Consider the following 20,063-nt stretch of genomic DNA (forward strand, 5'->3'; position numbering starts at 1 on the left):
TTTCTGTTTGCAGGAGATTAAATGCTGTCTTCCAAGTGTAAGCTCTCAATGCCTGAGCGAACAATGCTGCAGGAGGCGTTGAATTTCTCCGCTTCTTCGGTGTTTAGGTTAAGCTCCAGTAGCTCTTGAATTCCAGTGTTGCCAATAATGGCAGGTACGCCGGTACATATACCACTTTGCCCGTACTCTCCATCCAGAATTGCGGATACGGCAATGATCTTATGCTCATCATTCAGAATGGAACGAGTAATGTAAGCCAGTGCGCTGCCAATACCGAAATGTGTGGAGCCTTTTTTGGTAAATATCTCCCAGCCCGCATCTTTGGTCTTGCGGGAGATATCCTCCAGATCTAGATGCTGGAACCGCTCACGATGCTGATCCATAATTTGCAGGATGGGCTTACCGCCAATCGTCACATGTGACCAAGCTACAAACTGGGATTCACCATGTTCTCCAAGTGCGTAGCCGTTTACGCTGCGTGGATCGATGGAGAAAACATCAGATAGTAGTGTCTTTAGGCGCGAGGAGTCAATGGAGGTTCCTGTACCAATAATTCTGTGGCGAGGCAGCCCTGATATTTTCCATACCATATAAGTGACAATATCGACTGGATTAGCGGCGACTACGAATATTCCATCGAATCCCCCAGCCATAATGTTGGTAATAATTTCTCTAGTAATGACTGCAGAAGCTTCCAGGACGTCAAGTCTTGTCTGCCCTGCCTTTGGATTAGCGCCGGCTGTTAAGATAACTACATCCATTCCTGCGCAGTCGCTATGGGTTCCGGCATACACCTTGGTGCGTGTGCTTGTGAAATCCATGCAGTGTGAGAGATCAAGTGCTTGTGCCATAGCGCGGTCATAGGTGCGGTCGATCATCATGATCTCGTCGCAAATTGCCTGATTGACCATGGAGTAGGCGCAGCTGGAACCGACCATCCCGGCACCGACGATGGCAACTTTTCTTGATTTACTTTTCAATTGCCTTGACCTCGCTTTCTATTGTTAGGTATGCATATATTTTAACGTATCCCTCCACAAGTTACCTAACATCGGACACAGAAAAATGTTTTTTCCTACAAGGTATTCATCCACGTAAGAAGCCATCTCAATCGTATGAATTGAAATGGCTTCTTAGAATAACAATATATACTTATGACTGTAAGGACTGTGCCTCCGAGGAGGTCATAGCTTTATAACGTTTGTACATAAAGAATCTCCAATGAAGAATCATTCCGAAGGCTAAGATGAAGAATAACCCACCGGACTGAGGGATACTGACATAACTATTAATAAATTCATGAAGTAAGGTGCGAACTAAAAGGAGTCCGAGCAGAATGAAAGCAAAGCTCTTAGAACGCTGAGCATAAATTTGTCCATCCCGTTGTTCGAAGTTTGTGCTGCGTATTAGAGGATACGCGAAGATGAACCAGCCAATCAAAAAGGCGAGTGCTGCCCACCATAAAGGAAACCTAACTTCAGGTACAACGAACATGGCAAAGCCAGTCGACATCCCGAGAGGTGGAATCCATATTTTTCGAATGGTAACCGGACGTGCGCTAGCTTTTAGACGAATAAAAATAACCATTAGCGCCATGAGCAAGGTCCCTATAGTGGAGCCGATATGTAGGAGTGAGGGGTTAATGCTACCCATGATTCACGACCTCTCTATGATTTGAGTCACTTGTATCTTCATTATAACAGAAAAACGATGGCGGAACATTGAAGTGTAGCCGCTGTATGGAGGTAGTAGCTCCGTGAAAAGCACTGCATACTACATTAAGTAGAAAGAGGCCGAAAACACCAAATAGCAGGTCAAGGTAGTTAACCTTGACCTGCTATTTTTTTAATAATATAAGTAGTCCAATAATTATTGGTTCAGCCTAAGCTTATGAACGGCTACGTCCATTTGTTGAGCGAAGAATAAGGCTGACGATAAAGATCAGAACAACGGCCCCGATCAAAGAAGGGAAGAAATAGAAATCACTTACTTTAGGTCCCCAACTTCCCAGAAGCACGCCACCGAGCCATGAACCGATAATACCTGCGATAATGTTACCAATTACCCCGCCTGGAATATCTCTGCCCATAATCAGACCCGCTAACCAACCAATGATCCCACCAACAATTAACATCCATAAAAAACTCATGTTACTTCAACTCCTTCGTTTTGTTGTTTTCGATGTCTACTATTAACCTTGCCAATCATGTTTAAACCACTTGTAAAAACTTACTACTGCCGGAAGAGTTAGGAAATGGCTTCAAAATTGAACTCGATAATGTATTACAACTATAAACATGCTATAGTGAAAAAATATTATAAAATACTGAGTGAGTTGCTATCAGTAAAGGGTAATTAAGAAGTAAATACAATTTATACAAACAAAGGAGTCGCTACTATGGAACGGCCTAATGAGGTATTGTTTTATGTGGGAACGTACAACCCTGAAGGTGAGGAAGCTATTCTACTCTGCTCACTTAGTCCTTCATCAGGGGAAATGAAGATTCTTGAGGGTACTAAGGGCATTGAGAATCCATCGTTTTTAGCAGTAAACAGCACAGGCAGCGTGCTCTATGCGGTTAGTGAGAAGGATGAGGGCGAGGTCTATGCTTTTGCTATTGATCCTGTTACTAAAGCGTTGAGTCCACTTGGAAGTCGTCCTACGGAAGGTGGCGCTCCTTGTTATGTCTCGATCAGTCCTAAGCAAGATTACATATTCGTCTCTAATTATTCCGGTGGCAATGCCAACGTATTTCCTGTAAATGAGGATGGTTCGCTTCAGGTCATGTCTGATCAAGTGAAACATGTAGGTTCAGGAATTCGTGAAGACCGTCAGGAAGCTCCGCATCCACACTCCGTCATTCCGGATGGAAGTGGCAAGCATATACTGGTTTGCGACTTGGGACTGGATCAAATCCTGATTTATCGCCTTGAAGAAGGTAAGCTGTCTAAGCATCGGGAGATTAATCTCCCACCAGGTTCAGGTCCACGCCATCTGGCGGTACACCCTTCAGGACAATGGATTTATCTGGCGAATGAACTAAACTGTACAGTAACGGTATTTGCTAATGATGAGCAGAATGGAAACCTCAGCATTTTACAGCATGTCAGCACGCTTCCAGAGCAATATAATGCGGGTAGTGATGATACAGCTTCCGATATTCATGTATCGCCATGTGGTAAATTCTTGTATGTCTCAAACCGGGGACAAGATAGTATCGCCTTGTTCCATATTGAGGGTTCAACAGGTCATCTTGAAGCGGTAGATTGGCAGGTTACAGGCGGACGTACTCCGCGTAATTTCGCCATTATTGGTGGCAAGCTGCTCGCTGCGAATCAAAATAGTGATATTATTACTTCGTTCTCCATCGATAGTGACAGTGGCAGATTAATTCCTACAGGGAACGAGCTGAAGATAAAGACACCGGTCTGTATTCAAGCCGTGTAGGCTGGGAATAGGTTATTGTATGTTTCAATATTAGGGGCTATTCCCCGAAATTTATCAAAATAAAAGGCCTTCCAATCAGCTGTACATGTGCTGAGGGGAAGGCCTTAAATGGTATAATGGCAAGTTACCTTAAAACATATTTCGAATTCCTAGATCGTAAAAGCCGATGTCATCTAGCATGATTTTATCTCCCTCGGCTTCAAGGTAGAAGGTGATTTCCGTCAGGTTCTCAGGCTCTAGCTCAGGTTCTTCCTCCTGAAACTGTTCGAACGGCATCTCATAGGTCTGAAATACAGCTTCGGACAGATCACCGTACTTCCCATCATTAATCCGTTCTTCAAGCCATGGGAATAACGTGAACTGAGTTTGCGGAAGTGGAAGAATATCCATTACCTCACTTAACGGCAAGCGTGCCGAGGTATCATTTTTGTCGGTTAATTCAACCTCTACATTGGGAGGTAGCGGAATACTTAGTTCATCTTTGATATCACCATTGAGGTTTGCTAAGGAAAATGTAAGGCCATCTGCGTCTGAAAGGGCCATTTCAGTAACAACACTGTCTTTAAGCTTAATGTTGTAATAAGCTTCCTCGTCTTTTTTGGCTGTGCGTTCAAGAACGACACCATATGTGGCTTTGCTCTTCGATTCACGATCCTTCGCGAGCTCTTCCGACCAGGATAATCCGGATGCTTCTGCTGTTCCGAGATTAACGGTATTCTTGTTGCGGTCCTCGTCAAATGTGGCTACAGGCCGATATCCCCCATCCTGGAATCGATTGTAGTAAGTGGTCTCCGGTAGCCATTTCAGTCCGCTGCGGTAATCCCGGAACAAGCTCTGGTATTCGTCTTTTCCATGCAAAGTGGTCTCTAGAAAAGCTGATACATACACTTTAGCGATTTGCCGCTGCTTATCTGCATCCATAGTTTGCGCTCGATTTAAAAAGAGGCCAGCAGGTAATGTCTGATCATACGCGCCCCAATCACTGTTGAATTGACTGTGATTGGCGTCCGCAATATACAGCGAGCTTTTGAAAGCAGAGGACCCTTGGGAATAGGATGTACGTATATACTGCCGGTCACCATAGAAATCATGTACATCCCCATCACGAGCCCCTTGCAGAGTCAAATAGTTGACATCCTTGAGACGGGCTTGCTGATCGTCTATCGTTTTGTCCGTAGGGGCAAGGGCGACCACAGAGGCTATATTAAAACGATCTACTGCCTTCATAACGGGATCATTTTTGAACCAACGCTCGGCGTCTGCTGCCATAGCAACAGCTTGTCCTCCACGGCTATGGCCGAGCAGGGCGGTTTTTGTGAAATCTATTTTTTGATAAAAAGGATTGTCTGGTTCATCCGAGAAAGCTGCTAGCTGTTCCAGGTGTTTCAGAATGATCCAGGTCCGTACTTTGAAATCATTGTCCGGAATACCGGACCAAGCAGAATAGTTCAGGAAATTCTCATCCAGGGAAATTGCGATAAACCCCCGGCTGGCCAAGAGTTCACCGAGATAAGCGTACCCTCCGTCAGAGTAATCTTCCATCATATGATTTCCGTGCACCATCAGAACTACCGGATAGGGACCATCGCCCTCAGGCATCCATACTCGGCCGTTCAGTGGAAGTGCATTATAATCGAAACCCCAGAATAAAGTGCGGAGTTTTGACCAATCCTTAATATAAGCAGAAGCATCTACTGTAGAAGAGATCACATTGGTATCCTTGCCGTATTCGGTCCGATGCAGATCCTTACCGCTGGCATAAGTGAAGGTCTGATAGGCTTGATTGCCAGGTTGTGATGGACTTGCGGCTGTTAATGGAATCACATCTGAATCACTGATATCAATGGGTTCCAAAGTAGGTATTTCCTGCACTCCGTTTGCCAGAGCAAGTTGGGAAAAAGTCACCGTAATGGTAAGCAGAAGTCCCATGGTTATTCTTTTGCTGCGCAGCAGACCGATGGCTAATCCGCCCAATGCACCTAATACGGATAGTAGAACAGCAATGAGAGCCGCAGCTTCAATCTCAAAATCTGCGTAATATAAGATTAGTAGAATCGCTCCAACATCGCTCAATACACAACCTGCGAATAGTCGTGGGATGCGCAGTCCGGTCAAGGCGATCAGTACAGCAATGATATTGCTGGCAATGGCCAGCAGAATGGTACTCGTACCTGCAGCGAGTGCAATATCTGTTGGCACCCCTAATCCAGTGGGTATACCTAATACGGCAGTGGTGAAGGCTAAAAAGCAAACGATCCAAAGACCAGCGATTGCTGTCCTCCAGACCGTTGTATCATAACGGTAAGTTCCCCTAATCCTTCGACTAATTTCTTGAGTCATTCTCCTATGAAGCCGTGGTCTTATCGGCGCAGGGACGTACTCTAAATCCATACCCATGATTCTCACTCCCGACATTAAGCGGTAATTTCTCTAGACCATAAGCTGTAGCAATAATATTACTTTATAGCATCAATAACAAGTGGATCTTACAGGAACCCACACTATTGCCTGAATAGCGTGGGATTTGAAAGATTCCTTTGTCATTGGCTGGAAAAAAAGGTTTGACACGGTTAAAGGGTTTCAGTATTATATCCATATAAACCAACTAAGTAGATAGGAATAATTGAAGAAAGTTCTTACCGTACAGACGGAGGAACGCCTGCATTAGGCTCGCAGACACGTGTCATAGGACCGGTTTGACCTGCCATACGTGGGCTTTCCTCCGTTCTTTTTGTTATCCACAGGAAAGAAATGAAGGCAAGAAAAACATGGGGGAGTGGAAAAGATGAAGAAAAAGATGAATAAAGGGCTTCTTGTAGGGTTTAGCTTGTTGCTGACGGCAGGGCTTACTGCTGCTTGCGGCAGCAATAACAACAACGGCAATAGTGCTAGTTCGGCAACAGACGCACCAGCAACAACCAATTCAGCGGAGGCCACAAATGCGGCTGAAGCAACAAAAACTCCATCTAAAGATCCAGTAGAACTACTGAACGTATCTTATGACCCTACTCGCGAATTGTACGAGAATTATAACAAAGCCTTTGCTGCCTATTGGGAGAAAGAAACAGGACAGAAGGTCACCATTAAACAATCCCACGGTGGATCGGGGAAACAAAGCCGTGCTGTACTTGATGGTCTGGAAGCGGATGTTGTGACATTAGCACTTGGTTATGATATTGATGCCTTGCAGGAAAAGGGACTTATTAATGAAGGCTGGCAAAGTAAATTTGATCATAACAGTTCACCGTACACCTCGACGATCGTATTTTTAGTACGCAAAGGAAATCCAAAAGGAATCAAAGATTGGCCGGATTTGCTTAAGGAAGGCGTAGAAGTGATTACACCGAATCCGAAAACATCAGGTGGCGCACGTTGGAACTACTTGGCGGCGTGGGGTTACGCGCTAGACCACAACAATAACGACGAAGCTAAGGCTGAGGAATTTGTAAAAGAATTGTTCAAACATGTTCCGGTGCTGGATACGGGTGCGCGCGGTTCTACGACCACTTTTGTAGAGCGTGGAATTGGCGATGTGCTGATTGCATGGGAGAATGAAGCTTACCTTTCTGTAGAAGAGCTTGGTCCAGATAAATTCGATATCGTAAATCCATCTGAGAGCATTCTGGCTGAACCGCCGGTAGCAATAGTAGATAAGGTTGTGGATAAAAGAAATACGCGTGAAGTGTCCGAGGCTTACTTGAAGTATCTCTATACGGAAGAAGGACAAAAAATCGCGGCTGAGAACTACTACCGTCCAACGCTAGAAAGCGTGAAAGAACAATATAAAGATAAGTTTCCGGAAATAAAGCTCTTCACATTGGCTGATAAATTCGGAACCTGGAAAGAAACGCAAGAGAAGCATTTTAACGATGGCGGGATCTTTGACAAGATCTATGTGCCGGGTGCTAAATAACAGATTAATAAAATGGGATTTTTACTTTGCTTTTAGAGATTTGTCCCTAGTAAGGGGGCTGATCGGCTAACCTGCCGAAGGCGAGAAAGGATGAATTGGGGATGAATGTCACCGCAACGACTACAGCTGTATCGGCGACAACGCGGCGAAAGATACTACCCGGTTTTGGGATAACGATGGGGTACAGCGTACTTTACCTGAGTCTCGTGGTACTCTTGCCACTTTCAGCATTGTTGTTCAATTCTACTGGGCTGAGCTGGGCGAAATTCTGGGATGTAGCTACCGATCCGCGTGTATTGGCTTCGTATCGTGTCAGCCTGTCTACGGCAGCGGCTGCTGCTTTTGTGGATGCTATTCTAGGTCTCTTGCTGGCGTGGGTACTAGTGCGTTACGAATTTCCGGGCAAAAGAATATTTGATGCGCTGATCGATCTTCCGTTTGCTTTACCGACAGCTGTAGCTGGTGTCTCCTTGACGGCTCTTTATGCCACAAATGGCTGGATCGGGGCGTGGCTTGAGCCACTAGGATTAAAGGTGGCATTTACTCCGCTTGGCATTACCCTTGCCTTAATGTTCATCGGGATACCATTCGTCGTGCGAACGGTACAGCCGGTGCTGGAGGATTTGGACCGAGATATGGAGGAAGCCTCGGCAACCCTCGGTGCAGGCCGCTGGAGAACCTTTCGTTCAGTAGTACTGCCTGAGCTGTTCCCGCCGTTGTTAACCGGCTTTGCTTTGGCATTTGCCCGTGGTATTGGTGAATTCGGCTCTGTCGTGTTCATCTCCGGCAATATGCCGATGAGAACGGAGATTGCGCCTTTGCTTATTATGTCGAAACTGGAGCAGTATGATTACGCTGGTGCTACTGCCGTTGCGTTGCTCCTGCTTCTCATTTCCTTCTTAATGCTGTTAGTCATTAATACGCTCCAGCGTTGGGTGCGTAAGACTTCTCGGTAGGTCTTTCGGTTTTACTCAGATTTTATTCCCTATTCTCTAATGTTTTTGTATTAGAACTTGCTGAGCGAGTATTAGCGAGGCTACATCCGAACAGGTAAATGACGACTTTATTTTACGAAGCATACTTGTTTCTGTAAAATGCGGAATCCTTCGTTAGATAAAGTACTCGAAGATTAATCTGGGTGTTGGAGGAGCGATAGCGATCTCGAAGTTTTGAAACCAGATGGCTGGTAAGAAAGGAACGGAGAGGAATATTGGAACTGTAGAAGCGTTAGCGTTCGCCTTTATCCTCGGATTTCTACCGCGGACAGCGGTTCAATTCAGGAAATCTGAGGATAACAGCGATCGGAAGTCCAATATTCCTTGGAGTGACCCATTACCAGTAATCTTGTTTCATTAAATTTCCGAGACAGCAACCGATCGGAAAACCAAGATTTCTCGAAGACACTTCACATCTACCGAAATACGGCATTTTTCAGAAGCTAATCATGCTTTCGTAAAACCCTTTAAAGGAGGAATAACTTTTGGCAGGCACCATCCCACTCCAAGCCCCCCGGCTACAGAAGAATACGTCCTCGCCAGCGACAACGGAAACCAAGGCTGTAAAATGGGTATTGATCGGAGCTGCTGGACTAGTCCTTTTTTGGCTGATTGCCTTGCCTTTGATTGTTGTGCTGACAGAGGCGCTGAAAAAGGGCTGGGATGTATATATAGCCGCTCTGACCGATCCAGATGCCCGTTCCGCTTTGCGGCTGACGTTGCTTGTTGCAGCGATCACTGTACCACTGAATACCTTTTTTGGTGTAGCGGCTGCATGGGCAGTAACCAAATTTCGTTTTCGCGGTAAAGGGTTTCTCATTACCTTGATTGATCTTCCCTTTGCAGTATCGCCTGTCATCGGCGGTCTGATCTTTGTGCTCGTCTTCGGCGCCAACGGTTGGTTTGGCCCTTGGCTGAGCGCCCATGATATCAAGATCGTATTTGCGCTTCCAGGCATCGTGTTGGCCACGCTGTTTGTGACCTTTCCCTTTGTGGCACGTGAGTTGATTCCACTGATGGAGGATCAAGGGACACAGGAGGAAGAGGCAGCGATTACCCTCGGAGCACATGGGTGGCAAATCTTTTTCAGAGTCACGCTTCCTAATATTAAATGGGGCTTATTGTACGGTATTATTTTGTGTAATGCGCGGGCCATGGGCGAGTTCGGCGCAGTTTCTGTGGTGTCCGGGCATATACGTGGGGAGACGAATACACTGCCGCTGCATGTTGAGATTTTGTACAATGAATATCAATTTTCAGCCTCTTTTGCAGTAGCATCTCTGCTCCTGTTGTTGGCTTTGGTGACGATGATTATTAAAAGCTGGTTATCACGAAAAAATGCCCATTGACAGTACTTTTGGTTCCGTGCTAAGTTAATTCATAGTATACTGGTTGGTAATAACGGAATTATGGAGATTAGGCGGATATAATCCTTTGGATGGGGAAAGGGAGGCTAGAGAATGGCTAAACCGCTGAAAGTGGATGATTTATGGCTTACGCGGATTGCAGGGCTTCTGGATGATATGGAATTTGGCTCCTTGCACATCGTAGTGCATGAAGGTCAGATTGTTCAGATGGAGCGTACGGAACGCAAACGTTTTGAGAATGGCAATGGCAACGCAAACGGGCGTTACATTAATGAGAGTGGAACCCGGCGGGCCGATTCCCAATCGGCAGGACGTTGATACAATCTCGGGCAATCATAAAGGTATATATCATATTTAAGAATAAACGCTAATAACCCACTCCTGAATAGGGGCGGGTTATTTTTCTGACGATTTAGGTGCTCTTATTAATAACGATTTGCCTGACGTGAAGAGGAAATCCCTTCAACCAACAGTACGAGCGCAGTGATGCCATGCATAATCCAACCTAAGAGTGGGATAAACGCTAAAATCGAGGTGATAATGCCTAGAACATTCCCTACGATGGGTTTCCGCTCTCTTTGCAGGATTACAATGGCTACAGCGTGGAGCAAAAAGGCAACGGCAAGAGGGACCCAACCATTCGCTATAATAAAGAGACCGCCGAGGACAGGCAGAGCCAGAAAAGCCTCATACACACACGTTCCCCATTTAAACAGCTTTGCTACAGGAGACATTATGCCACCAACCTTTTTAGAATATTGTTATAAATACTATTCCACACAGTGAGTAATAGGATTCAAGAATATAATACTTACCACTTTGGTGGATGTGTATGAATTTTGGGAATGGACGGCATTTTCATATTCATATATAGTGTGAGTTAGATATTTCCAAAAGAGTGTAAAGATATACGCTCACCCAATAAGGAGACAAAATTTTACCATTGGGTGATTTTCAATTTATAAAGGAATCATCAAGGGGAGATCACATTGCTTAGAAAGTCCTTTTTCACAAAACTACTTATAGCTTATCTTATTATTGTATTCGCTTACACGATGATTGCGGTCTGCCTTTCTTTTTTTAAAGACGGTCAAAGAGTGCGATCGGAATTGAGTCAAAACCAGCAGAATTTTCTCATGCAATCGCGCGACAAAATTGACACGAAACTCGGTGTTTCTTTCAATTTAATTACACAATTGAGATTAGATGATCATGTTGTTAAATTTGCCGAAAAAGATCGCGATTATTATGAGATCACGCAAGCCTCTTATGCACTGAAAAATCATATAGATGCATTCTCTGAATTCGGCTATAGCATCGATTTAATGAAGACTAACGACGATTTGGTTATTACGCCGCAAATTTCGTCGGATAGAAGACGCTATATGGAAGATATGGGAATCACTAATGAGGATTTGGCACAATTAGGTACAGACAGTACGAGTCCAAACATAACGATATCGAGCAGTCAAAATATAACGTCGACGAACAATGAAAGCGCATCCATACGAATCGTTAATCCGGAACGGGTAGGAATAGGGAATTCATTATTTTTTGTTGTCTCATTCTTTGAACAATTGCTGCTGCCACCCCTATCGCCTGATGCGCAAGAAGCTTTTGCCATTATCGAGAATGGTCGATACGTAACGCTTAAATCAAACTTTGACGATAAACGGAAAAAGCAATTGCTTGCCTATCCACTGGCACAACTGGATGAACAGGCAACCGTGGATTATAAGAAGCTATCCAATGATGAATTCGATTTCCATTTAATCCGCTCGAATACGATGCCGCAATGGTCGTATATGTATGTTACACAGAACTACTCTTTGGTAGACTCCTTTTCCCCTAATTTAAAAGGGGCTGTACTTCTATTAGCCATTCTTATCTTTGTGGGACTTGCGTTCGCCTATGCAGTTTCCAGGCGTATGTACCGGCCTGTGGGTCATCTCGTCGGATTGTTCAAGAGCTACGGTGAGCCAGCGGGAGCAGATGAATTCGCTTTCTTGAACGAGACAGCGACGAGTATAAGTAAAGCCAATGAACAGATGAAATCCGCGCTACATGAGCACAAGCTCTCGATGAGAGACAAGTTCCTGCGGGAATTGCTCCATGGACTCGTTCCACCTGACAAGGTTGATGACCTGCTAAATGCACATCAACTGCAAAGCCTTTCTAGCAACTTGAGCGTTTGTGTGATTTCATTCTCGAACGCTAAGGAATTGGAGGAGCAATATTCGAAAGATGCGATTCTTACGATAAAATCAAAGACTTCCTTGATTATTCATGAGCAGTTGAAAGTTCATTTCCCTTGTGAACTGCTTGATCATGATTTCACCAAATTTATCTTCATAATCAGTGAATCCGATACGGAATCCATTCAGAAGAAGCTCATGAAAGCGATGGCTCAAATCGAGGACGCGCATGCATACGGATTGACTGCAGCTGTAGGCCAGCCTGTAATTTCTGCTGGGGAAATTGACCGCTCCTTTATCCAGGCGCTTGATATTCTGAAGAGGAGATCGGCAGTGGACAAGACTTCTGTCATTACTTATAAACAACTCAGTCAAGTGCAGATGGTCAGCTATTATTATCCTATCGATACGGAACGCGAGCTGATCAGCTATGTGATTCGCGGCAAGCGGGAGAATGCTTTAAATACGCTAAACCGCCTGCTATCGGAAAATCTGGAGCAAAGGCAGTTAACCAGGCAGCAGCTCGACCAGTTCAGCCTGCTTGTGTTGGCTACGCTGAGCCGAATTATCCAGCAGTTGAATATGCCTTTCGAAGAGTTCGTTCAAGCTCATAAGGAATCTCTGGACATCGTACAGCACGGCGAATCGAAGGAGCTTATGGTTTCCGCCATTACTTCCTTGTTCGGCGCCATGATGGATACGATTGATCAGCAGAATGAAATGATGGATAACAGTACGGTAAAGCGGATGATTGAATATATTCATGACAACTACAATAGGGATTTATCGCTTAGCATGATAGCGGAGGAGTTTAACTTCTCTCCTGGTTATGTCAGTATCGCTTTCAAAAATCATTCCGGAGAAAATTTTAAAGATTACTTGAATTTTTATCGTGTGCAGCAAGCTAAAGAGATTATGCGTCAGCAGAAAGATATCAAAATTGGAGATTTAGCACTAATGGTCGGGTGCAATAATGCAAACACGTTTATTCGCATGTTCCGCAAGTATGAAGGGTTAGCTCCTGGCCAATACGCAAAGAAGCTTAACGAGAAGGAATGAGGCTTCAAGTAATGAGAACTGTTGATTCAAAACAAAGCCGCCTAGCTTAATTGCCAGGCGGCTATTGTATGTTCGACGGGCGTTTCTCTATATAACGAGAAATTGTTGATACATAAAATAATGCACATTATGAACCCAGACATAAAGAGATGCCGCTAGATGAAATAATGGCGATAGACAGCGCTTACATTCATTCCTATAGTTTAAATTGCAACGCTGACCTTTCAATTGGGAGCGCTCCTGAGGGGATCAGCTAAACATCGTTGCGAGAGGAGAAGAGAGTGCTGCTTAACTTTAAAGAAATAAAAACCAACCTGATCAGGGACCGTTATCTTTATCTACTCCTGATACCGTTTCTGGCTTGGTATATCATCTTTGCGTATAAGCCGATGTACGGCCTGCAAATCGCCTTTAAGGATTTCAGTGTATATAAAGGAATTGAAGCGAGTCCCTGGGTTGGATTTGAACACTTCGAGACCTTTTTTAAAAGTCCATATTTCTGGCGGCTATTAAAAAACACAGTATTGCTCAGTTTGTATCAATTGCTGTTCGCGTTCCCTGTGCCGATTATCCTCGCTTTGTTATTTAACGAATTGAAGAATGGGGTATTCAAAGCAACGGTGCAGACCTTCACGTATTTGCCCCATTTTATTTCGGTCGTTGTCGTAGCTGGGATTGTGACTAACTTTTTGGCTCCTAGCAACGGCATTATCAATATCCTGATCGAAATGATGGGTGGAGAAAAGCAATACTTTCTGACCAATCCCGATTATTTCCGTACGATTTTTATCGGGTCCATGGATATTTGGAAGGAAGCGGGATTTGGTACCATCATCTATATAGCTGCATTGTCCGGTGTCAATCCGGCTTTGTATGAGGCAGCGGTTATCGATGGAGCTAATAAATGGAAGCAAATGTGGCATATCACGCTTCCCGCCATCATTCCGACGATCGCAATCATGCTTGTCATGAAGGTGGGCTCCATGTTGGAAGTAGGCTATGAGGCGATCATTCTTCTGTATCAGCCAGCCACCTATGAGACGGCCGACGTTATTAACACCTACGTGTACCGGTCCGGTTTACAGGATGCACGTTACGACCTGGCGACAGCGGTGGGACTGTTCAATGCCGTCGTTGGATTTATTCTAGTCGTATTTGCCAACAAGATGAGCAAGAAGTTAACAGAGACTGGATTATGGTAGGTGATGGAAGATGAAAAAAACCAGAGGCGAAAAGCTGTTCTATATCTTTAACTGTGTATTTCTTGGAATAATCGCTTTGCTTGCATTATATCCGTTTGTCTATGTCTTATCCGCATCCATCAGCTCCTCTGATGCGGTCGTTACCGGCAAGGTGATCTTGCTGCCGCGCGATATTAACTTTGACTCCTATGCAAAGGTATTATCGGAAAAGGGGATTTGGATTGCCTATTTTAACACGTTTTATTACACGATATTCGGCGTAATCGTCAATTTAATTCTCACCATTTGCGGGGCCTATGCCCTGTCCAAGAAACGGGTTATGGGGCGTACGGCCATCAGCTTCTTTATCGCGCTGACAATGTGGTTCCAACCGGGCATGATTCCGATGTATCTCAATTTCAGAGATTTGAACATGCTTGACAACAGGTTTACGATCATTATCGGTTTCGCGATTACGACCTTCTATGTCTTCCTCATGAGAACGTTCTTCCAGAGTATTCCGGAGGAACTCGAGGAAGCGGCAAAGGTTGACGGAGCAAATGATCTGACGATTTTATGGAAGGTGTATCTGCCGCTGTCCAAAGCCTCTCTTGTAACGATCGGATTATTCTATGCGGTGCACCGCTGGAACGGCTATTTCTGGACGATGATCCTACTGAGCGACGAGAGTAAGGTACCGCTACAAGTCTTGCTAAAGAAACTCATCGTAGAAATGAACGTGAGCGACGAAATGGGGAATATGGCGGTATATTCTAAGGAAACGATCATTTATGCAACTATTATCGTCTCCATTATACCGATTGTTGCAGCTTATCCCTTCATTCAGAAATATTTCGTCAAAGGCGCCATGATCGGTTCCGTCAAAGGCTAATGGCTACTTCAATCCTTTTACTATGAAATCAAGAAACCAATATTGGGAGGTCATGAATATGGGTAACAAAAAATGGATGAAATCATCTGCAATAATCATGATGTCAGTCGGTATGCTGCTGGCAGGCTGTAGTAACAATAACGCTCCGCAAAATAGTGGAAGTTCAGCGAATGATTCAAAAGGGTCGGATACAGAACAACTATCCGGGAACTTGATCTCTAAAGAGCCGGTTGAACTGACGCTCCATATGCACTACTCAGATAAGTTTATATTCGACGATAACTGGCCTGTCTTCAAAGAAGCGGAAGCCATGACCAATATTAAGCTAAAGGGTACTGCATCTAAGGCCTCGACGAATAGTAAAGAACTGTTCAATACAATGATGGCTTCCGGAAAAATTCCGGATCTGGTCCATCATCAAATTAAAGAGCAGTACGACAGCCTTGGGATTGAAGGAGCCTTTCTCGAGCTAGATGGATTGATCGAAGAACATGCACCGAACATTAAAAAGTTCTTGTCCGAACATCCAGATGCAGCCAAATTTATGAAGGCTTATAACGGCAAGACGTATTTTCTAAACTTTACTCCAGATGGACCGGCTGCCAAGGGCTGGTTTGTACGCCAGGATTGGCTGGATAAGTTGGGACTTGAGCAGCCGAAAACGGTAGATGAGCTGCATGCACTATTAAAAGAATTCAAAGAAAAAGATCCGAACGGTAACGGAGTAAACGATGAAATTCCATACTTTAGCCGAACCAAGCTGGATGGGATTTACGATTTGTTGATCCAGTGGGGCGTGCGGGGCGGGGCCGATGCGGCAAAACGCGGATTTTACGCGGACAACGGTGTCGTCAAGTACGGCATGTATGAGCCGGGCTATAAGACAGCAATCGAGAATATTGCGAAGTGGTACAAGGAAGGCCTAATCGATAAAGAAATCTTCACCCGCGGAGCGAAAGCGCGTGACATTTTGCTCGGAGACAATATAGGTGGCATAACGCACGACTGGTTCGCCAGCACGGCTAACTTCAATGACATTCTTGCGACTAAGATTCCTGGCTTCTCCTTTGGTCCGATGAAGCCTCCAGCGAATACCGAGGGCAAAGTCGTCGAAGAGAGCTCCCGTAAGCAGACGCATGCGAGCGGGTGGGGAATCTCGGCGGCAACTAAGCATCCCGTCGAAGCGATCAAATATATGGATTTCTGGTTCTCAGAGGAGGGCCGGAGATTGATGAACTTTGGTATCGAAGGAAAACACTACGATCTCGTGGACGGCAAGCCGAAGTTTAAAGAATCCATATTGGAAAATAAAGAAAAGACAGTGATTCAACAGCTTCAGGAAGAGGGAGGACAAATTGAGCTCGCCTTCCATCAAGACTATGCTTACGAAGAACAATGGACAAACGCGACTGCATTGAAAGGCATCAAGGAATACATTGATAATGGCTATATTATGGAGGCTTATCCGCCGATTTCGTATACGGATGAGGAACGGAGCGAATTTGAAGAGTTAAATGCTGGCGTACTGACTTATGTTGAGGAAAAGCTGCAGCGTTGGGTGCTCGGCGTGGAACCGGTCAACGATGAGACATTTAGCAAGTATATTAAAGAGCTGGAAAGCTTGGGCATCAAGGATTTGCTTGCGTTAGAGCAAGTTGCATACGACCGTTACATGAAATAGTTGGCATCGCTCCTTCCGGAGTCTAGATGATTTCGGAGGGAGCATTCATAATCGAAAATAACTTAACGGAGATGGATAAATGAATCTGCAATCATTGCTGAAAGAGCAGATGACTACGACGGAGCTATTAGCTAACTTGCGTTCGCGGCTGGAGCCGATGGGTGAGAAGGGCGCCTATATCGCAGCACATATGCCTGATCACGTGCGCGAGACGATCGCGAATGCCGAATTCGCCTATCAAGGAATGATCATGCTTCCTGGCACAGGGGGAGTCAGGGAGTTTGTCGGGAATCCGCCTAGCTGGCTAGAGCGCAGACATAATGACAATGAATATTTATGGCAGCTGAACCGCATGACGCATTGGCAGGATTTACTGGAAGCCTACTCGCTCACCAAGGACGCGAAATACGGACTAAAGGTCATCGACGAAATGCTGGACTGGATCGAAACGGTCACTATTCCTGAGGACTTACTGGATAAGCCGATTGGCTATTTTACGGAATGCCATCCGCTGAGGGTTTTGGAGATTGGTATCCGGGGCTACAAAATTTGGCCGCTTGTCTTGGAGCATCTAGGCCGCTCGGAGCTGTTTACGGAGGTAGTATTAGAGCAGTATTTAACGGTCATTTACAAGCAAGTAAAAGCTTTGCGTAACGTGTCGCCTCAGCTGTGGCCTAAAGCAGATCATAACCATTATTTAATGGAATGTTTGGGCCTTCTGACGACTGCCCTTTACTTTCCCGAGCTGAAAGAAGCTGAGGAATGGAAGGCTTTTGCGATCGAGGGCATCGAAAAGTGCAGCATGGCGCAACTGACAGAGGATGGCGGTCAAATTGAAGGCTGTCCATCGTATCATAATGGCTGCATGTTCTGGTTCGGGCTGGCTGTCGTTCTGGCTAAACGTTTCGATTTTGAGTTCTCTGCGGAGTACATGGGACGGTTCAGAAAGAATTTGGATTACTCGATCTACTCGTTAAGACCAACCGGGAAATGTGTACCTGTCGGAGACTCTTTTGCAAATCCGCTTGCGGTAATGTCTGGTGTTTATGGGTATTATGCCTTGAATGATAGCTCCTGGCTAGGGCTTGCAACGAATTTGATTGATGTACACGAAGTTGTAAGGGAAGCTAGTAAGCATGTATGGAGAGCGCTCGATGTCCGCCAATTTGTGGAGGAGCTGTATTCCTTGCAGGATAGAGAGTTTGTATTGGATAAGCCCACGACATTCTGGAATCGTACATTGGATCAAGCAATTATCCGCAGTGGCTGGGATTCGAAGGCTCTCAGTTTTTTGTTTACATGTAAAAGCCCGATTCAGAATGCCCATGCCCATATCGATCTGATGAGCTTTGATTTTACGGCGCTCGGAAAAGACATGATTTGCGATCCCGGATTTTTTTGTTATCGGAATGATGAAGACCGCAAACAGTTTAAGAGCTCAAATTATCACTCCACACTGCTGATCGATGAGCGAGATCATTTCGAGTATATTTCTCCGTTTAAATTCGGGCCGCAAAAGCCCGGTGGAATCTACAATGTAGAAGATAGAGGCTTCTACCGGCTCGCCAGTGCTTGTCATACCAACTACGATCCGGTTGTTCATTACCGGCATATTTCGCTAGTGGATAATCGATTCGTGCTTATTGCCGATCGGGTAGAAGGGCTGAATGACCATAGCGTTCAGCGCTATTTCCATCTAGATTTTGTCGAGGTGGAGGAGAACAAGAACGGTGTGGTCGCGACAAGTGATATTGCGAATCTGGCGATAGCGACAAGCCATACGGGAGAATTGAATCTCTTGGAGGGAAGATTATCCGATGAGACCGATCTCTCAAGGCCTTCGACAAGGGTCCGCTTTCAGGATAGATACAGCGGTACTATGACTTTCTTGACCGTGCTTATTCCTTTTCAAGGGGGGCAACAGCCTGCCGTTCAGATTATTGAAGAAGAGGAAGGTGTATTTAGCTTCGAGCTTGGAGATCAGTACTTGGTTTCGATAAACGAAAGAGATATGCACATAAGCAAACGGGCTTGAAAAGGGGGGACCCTTAGAAAGTTAAAAATAGGAGTGAGCAGATTGTTGAACCTTCAGGCTGATGATCAAATTTGGGTAGATAATGTCATTTCTAAACTAACGGACAAAATGGACGCCGTATGTGAACGATCAAGAAACAAAATTCCATACACGACAAGAAATGGCACGCACGACAATCAGATCGAAAAAGATATCAACTGGTGGACGAATGGATTTTGGGGCGGTATGATGTGGCTCATGCACCATGAAACCGGTGCTCAGAAGTACAAGGAAATCGCCAATTTCACGGAGGATGCATTGGATGCCTGCTTCCATCAATTCTACGGTCTGCATCATGATGTCGGATTTATGTGGTTGCCTACGAGCTTGGCCAATTATAAAGTTACCGGAAATCCGGAATCTCGTAAGAGGGCAATGCATGCCGCCAACTTACTTGCTGGACGATTTAATCTGGCAGGCGGATTTATCCGCGCTTGGAACGATGATACGGCCAGCGAAGATACAAGAGGGTGGGCGATTGTGGACTGCATGATGAATCTCCCGCTTCTCTATTGGGCGAGCGAAGAGACTAAAGATCCGCGATATGCGCAAATCGCAATGAGGCATGCGGACACTGCTCTAGAAGCTTTTATCAGGCCGGACGGTTCCGTGAATCATATCGTGGAGTTCGATCCGTTCCATGGAGGCGTGGTCCGAACTTACGGCGGCCAAGGCTACGAGGATGGCTCGTCCTGGACACGTGGGCAGACCTGGGCTTTATACGGCTTTATGATCAGTTATACGCATACGGGAAAGCCGGAGTATTTGCAGGCGGCCAAACGGGTGGCGCATTATTTTATGGCTAATATTCCGGATAACGGGGTTATTCCAATCGATTTCCGGCAACCGAAGGAGCCCGCTTACGAAGACTCCACGGCAGCGGTGATCGCAGCTTGCGGACTGATCGAGATCGCCCAAGTTGTTGGCGAGCTCGAAAAGGAGGTCTATCTGAACGCTGCGCTGAAGCTCCTGAAAACAGTGGACGCTACTCGCTGCGACTGGACGAAAGATTTTGATCATCTTTTAATGGGCGGTTCAGCAGCGTATCATCATAAAGACATTCATGTTTCAATCATTTATGGCGATTATTACTTTATGGAAGCTATTTTTAAGTTAAAGGGGAACGACTTGTTCTTGTGGTAGTAAACGATATACCAGATCAGTTAACCAGATTATTGGGAGTAATCGCCTATTTAATAAGAAGATAATACTTCATAATAATGAAAATCGTTGATAAAAAAAGCCGCCTAGCCTATGT

16 protein-coding genes are annotated in these 20,063 nt (G+C 45.2%); 11 read left to right on the forward strand and 5 right to left on the reverse strand.

Annotation, left to right across the window (positions count from 1 at the left end; translation table 11 throughout):
- Positions 1-17: 17 nt before the first annotated feature.
- The 3 genes from NSS87_RS02170 to NSS87_RS02180 all read right to left on the reverse strand — a co-directional run bounded on the left by NSS87_RS02170 (position 18) and on the right by NSS87_RS02180 (position 2,149).
- Complete coding sequence (locus NSS87_RS02170; protein ID WP_042184390.1) at positions 18-980, reverse strand: L-lactate dehydrogenase; 963 nt, start codon at positions 978-980, stop codon at positions 18-20.
- Positions 981-1,152: 172 nt separating this feature from the next.
- The gene (locus NSS87_RS02175; RefSeq protein WP_042184392.1) at positions 1,153-1,653 is read right to left on the reverse strand and encodes a cytochrome c biogenesis protein CcdC; all 501 of its coding nucleotides are present in this window, start codon (positions 1,651-1,653) and stop codon (positions 1,153-1,155) included.
- Between the two features lie 235 nt (positions 1,654-1,888).
- Positions 1,889-2,149 carry a GlsB/YeaQ/YmgE family stress response membrane protein gene (locus tag NSS87_RS02180; RefSeq protein ID WP_042184394.1) on the reverse strand — a complete coding sequence of 87 codons (261 nt, stop codon included), beginning with the start codon at positions 2,147-2,149 and terminating at the stop codon, positions 1,889-1,891.
- Between the two features lie 249 nt (positions 2,150-2,398).
- Between NSS87_RS02180 and NSS87_RS02185 the strand changes: the two genes are divergently transcribed.
- A complete protein-coding gene (locus NSS87_RS02185) occupies positions 2,399-3,448 on the forward strand; it encodes a lactonase family protein (RefSeq protein WP_042184396.1) in 1,050 nt (349 codons plus the stop codon).
- Between the two features lie 129 nt (positions 3,449-3,577).
- On the opposite strand, the gene NSS87_RS02190 is transcribed toward NSS87_RS02185, so the two are convergent.
- Complete coding sequence (locus NSS87_RS02190) at positions 3,578-5,845, reverse strand: alpha/beta hydrolase (protein ID WP_339244481.1); 2,268 nt, start codon at positions 5,843-5,845, stop codon at positions 3,578-3,580.
- Between the two features lie 388 nt (positions 5,846-6,233).
- On the opposite strand from NSS87_RS02190, the gene NSS87_RS02195 reads away from it, so the two are divergent.
- The 4 genes from NSS87_RS02195 to NSS87_RS02210 all read left to right on the forward strand — a co-directional run bounded on the left by NSS87_RS02195 (position 6,234) and on the right by NSS87_RS02210 (position 10,041).
- Positions 6,234-7,361, forward strand: a complete 1,128-nt coding sequence (locus NSS87_RS02195; RefSeq protein ID WP_042184400.1) for a sulfate ABC transporter substrate-binding protein — start codon at positions 6,234-6,236, stop codon at positions 7,359-7,361.
- Positions 7,362-7,462: 101 nt separating this feature from the next.
- A complete protein-coding gene (gene cysT / locus NSS87_RS02200) occupies positions 7,463-8,317 on the forward strand; it encodes a sulfate ABC transporter permease subunit CysT (protein ID WP_076285184.1) in 855 nt (284 codons plus the stop codon).
- 524 nt (positions 8,318-8,841) lie between these two features.
- Positions 8,842-9,705, forward strand: coding sequence for a sulfate ABC transporter permease subunit CysW (gene cysW, locus NSS87_RS02205; protein ID WP_042184404.1), 864 nt, complete (start codon positions 8,842-8,844; stop codon positions 9,703-9,705).
- A 111-nt stretch (positions 9,706-9,816) separates the two neighbouring features.
- On the forward strand, positions 9,817-10,041 hold the full coding sequence (locus tag NSS87_RS02210; RefSeq protein ID WP_042184406.1) for a YezD family protein: 225 nt from the start codon (positions 9,817-9,819) through the stop codon (positions 10,039-10,041).
- A 107-nt stretch (positions 10,042-10,148) separates the two neighbouring features.
- Here NSS87_RS02210 and NSS87_RS02215 read toward each other — a convergent pair whose 3' ends face one another.
- The gene (locus tag NSS87_RS02215; protein ID WP_076285185.1) at positions 10,149-10,457 is read right to left on the reverse strand and encodes a hypothetical protein; all 309 of its coding nucleotides are present in this window, start codon (positions 10,455-10,457) and stop codon (positions 10,149-10,151) included.
- 255 nt (positions 10,458-10,712) lie between these two features.
- Here NSS87_RS02215 and NSS87_RS02220 point away from each other — a divergent pair, with 255 nt between their 5' ends.
- The 6 genes from NSS87_RS02220 to NSS87_RS02245 all read left to right on the forward strand — a co-directional run bounded on the left by NSS87_RS02220 (position 10,713) and on the right by NSS87_RS02245 (position 19,948).
- Entirely contained in the window at positions 10,713-12,977 is a 2,265-nt protein-coding gene (locus tag NSS87_RS02220) for a helix-turn-helix domain-containing protein (RefSeq protein WP_339244482.1), read from the forward strand.
- 281 nt (positions 12,978-13,258) lie between these two features.
- Entirely contained in the window at positions 13,259-14,179 is a 921-nt protein-coding gene (locus tag NSS87_RS02225) for an ABC transporter permease subunit (RefSeq protein ID WP_231573375.1), read from the forward strand.
- 10 nt (positions 14,180-14,189) lie between these two features.
- Entirely contained in the window at positions 14,190-15,050 is an 861-nt protein-coding gene (locus NSS87_RS02230) for a carbohydrate ABC transporter permease (protein ID WP_339244483.1), read from the forward strand.
- 58 nt (positions 15,051-15,108) lie between these two features.
- Positions 15,109-16,731, forward strand: coding sequence for an extracellular solute-binding protein (locus NSS87_RS02235; RefSeq protein WP_339244484.1), 1,623 nt, complete (start codon positions 15,109-15,111; stop codon positions 16,729-16,731).
- Between the two features lie 79 nt (positions 16,732-16,810).
- Entirely contained in the window at positions 16,811-18,766 is a 1,956-nt protein-coding gene (locus NSS87_RS02240; protein ID WP_339244485.1) for an alginate lyase family protein, read from the forward strand.
- Between the two features lie 108 nt (positions 18,767-18,874).
- Positions 18,875-19,948 carry a glycoside hydrolase family 88 protein gene (locus NSS87_RS02245; RefSeq protein WP_339248401.1) on the forward strand — a complete coding sequence of 358 codons (1,074 nt, stop codon included), beginning with the start codon at positions 18,875-18,877 and terminating at the stop codon, positions 19,946-19,948.
- Positions 19,949-20,063: the final 115 nt, after the last annotated feature.

The sequence above is a fragment of the Paenibacillus sp. FSL F4-0243 genome, from assembly GCF_037963295.1.
Taxonomy (GTDB): Bacteria; Bacillota; Bacilli; order Paenibacillales; family Paenibacillaceae; genus Paenibacillus_AQ.

Bases quoted from the DNA above. Each gene is read 5' to 3' on its own strand.
- NSS87_RS02240 (WP_339244485.1), top strand. From the start codon at position 16,811: ATGAATCTGCAATCATTGCTGAAAGAGCAGATGACTACGACGGAGCTA.
- NSS87_RS02210 (WP_042184406.1), top strand. From the start codon at position 9,817: ATGGCTAAACCGCTGAAAGTGGATGATTTATGGCTTACGCGGATTGCA.
- NSS87_RS02195 (WP_042184400.1), top strand. From the start codon at position 6,234: ATGAAGAAAAAGATGAATAAAGGGCTTCTTGTAGGGTTTAGCTTGTTG.
- NSS87_RS02235 (WP_339244484.1), top strand. From the start codon at position 15,109: ATGGGTAACAAAAAATGGATGAAATCATCTGCAATAATCATGATGTCA.
- NSS87_RS02180 (WP_042184394.1), bottom strand. From the start codon at position 2,149: ATGAGTTTTTTATGGATGTTAATTGTTGGTGGGATCATTGGTTGGTTA.
- NSS87_RS02215 (WP_076285185.1), bottom strand. From the start codon at position 10,457: ATGTCTCCTGTAGCAAAGCTGTTTAAATGGGGAACGTGTGTGTATGAG.
- NSS87_RS02175 (WP_042184392.1), bottom strand. From the start codon at position 1,653: ATGGGTAGCATTAACCCCTCACTCCTACATATCGGCTCCACTATAGGG.
- NSS87_RS02230 (WP_339244483.1), top strand. From the start codon at position 14,190: ATGAAAAAAACCAGAGGCGAAAAGCTGTTCTATATCTTTAACTGTGTA.
- NSS87_RS02190 (WP_339244481.1), bottom strand. From the start codon at position 5,845: ATGGGTATGGATTTAGAGTACGTCCCTGCGCCGATAAGACCACGGCTT.
- NSS87_RS02185 (WP_042184396.1), top strand. From the start codon at position 2,399: ATGGAACGGCCTAATGAGGTATTGTTTTATGTGGGAACGTACAACCCT.
- NSS87_RS02245 (WP_339248401.1), top strand. From the start codon at position 18,875: ATGGACGCCGTATGTGAACGATCAAGAAACAAAATTCCATACACGACA.
- cysT (WP_076285184.1), top strand. From the start codon at position 7,463: ATGAATGTCACCGCAACGACTACAGCTGTATCGGCGACAACGCGGCGA.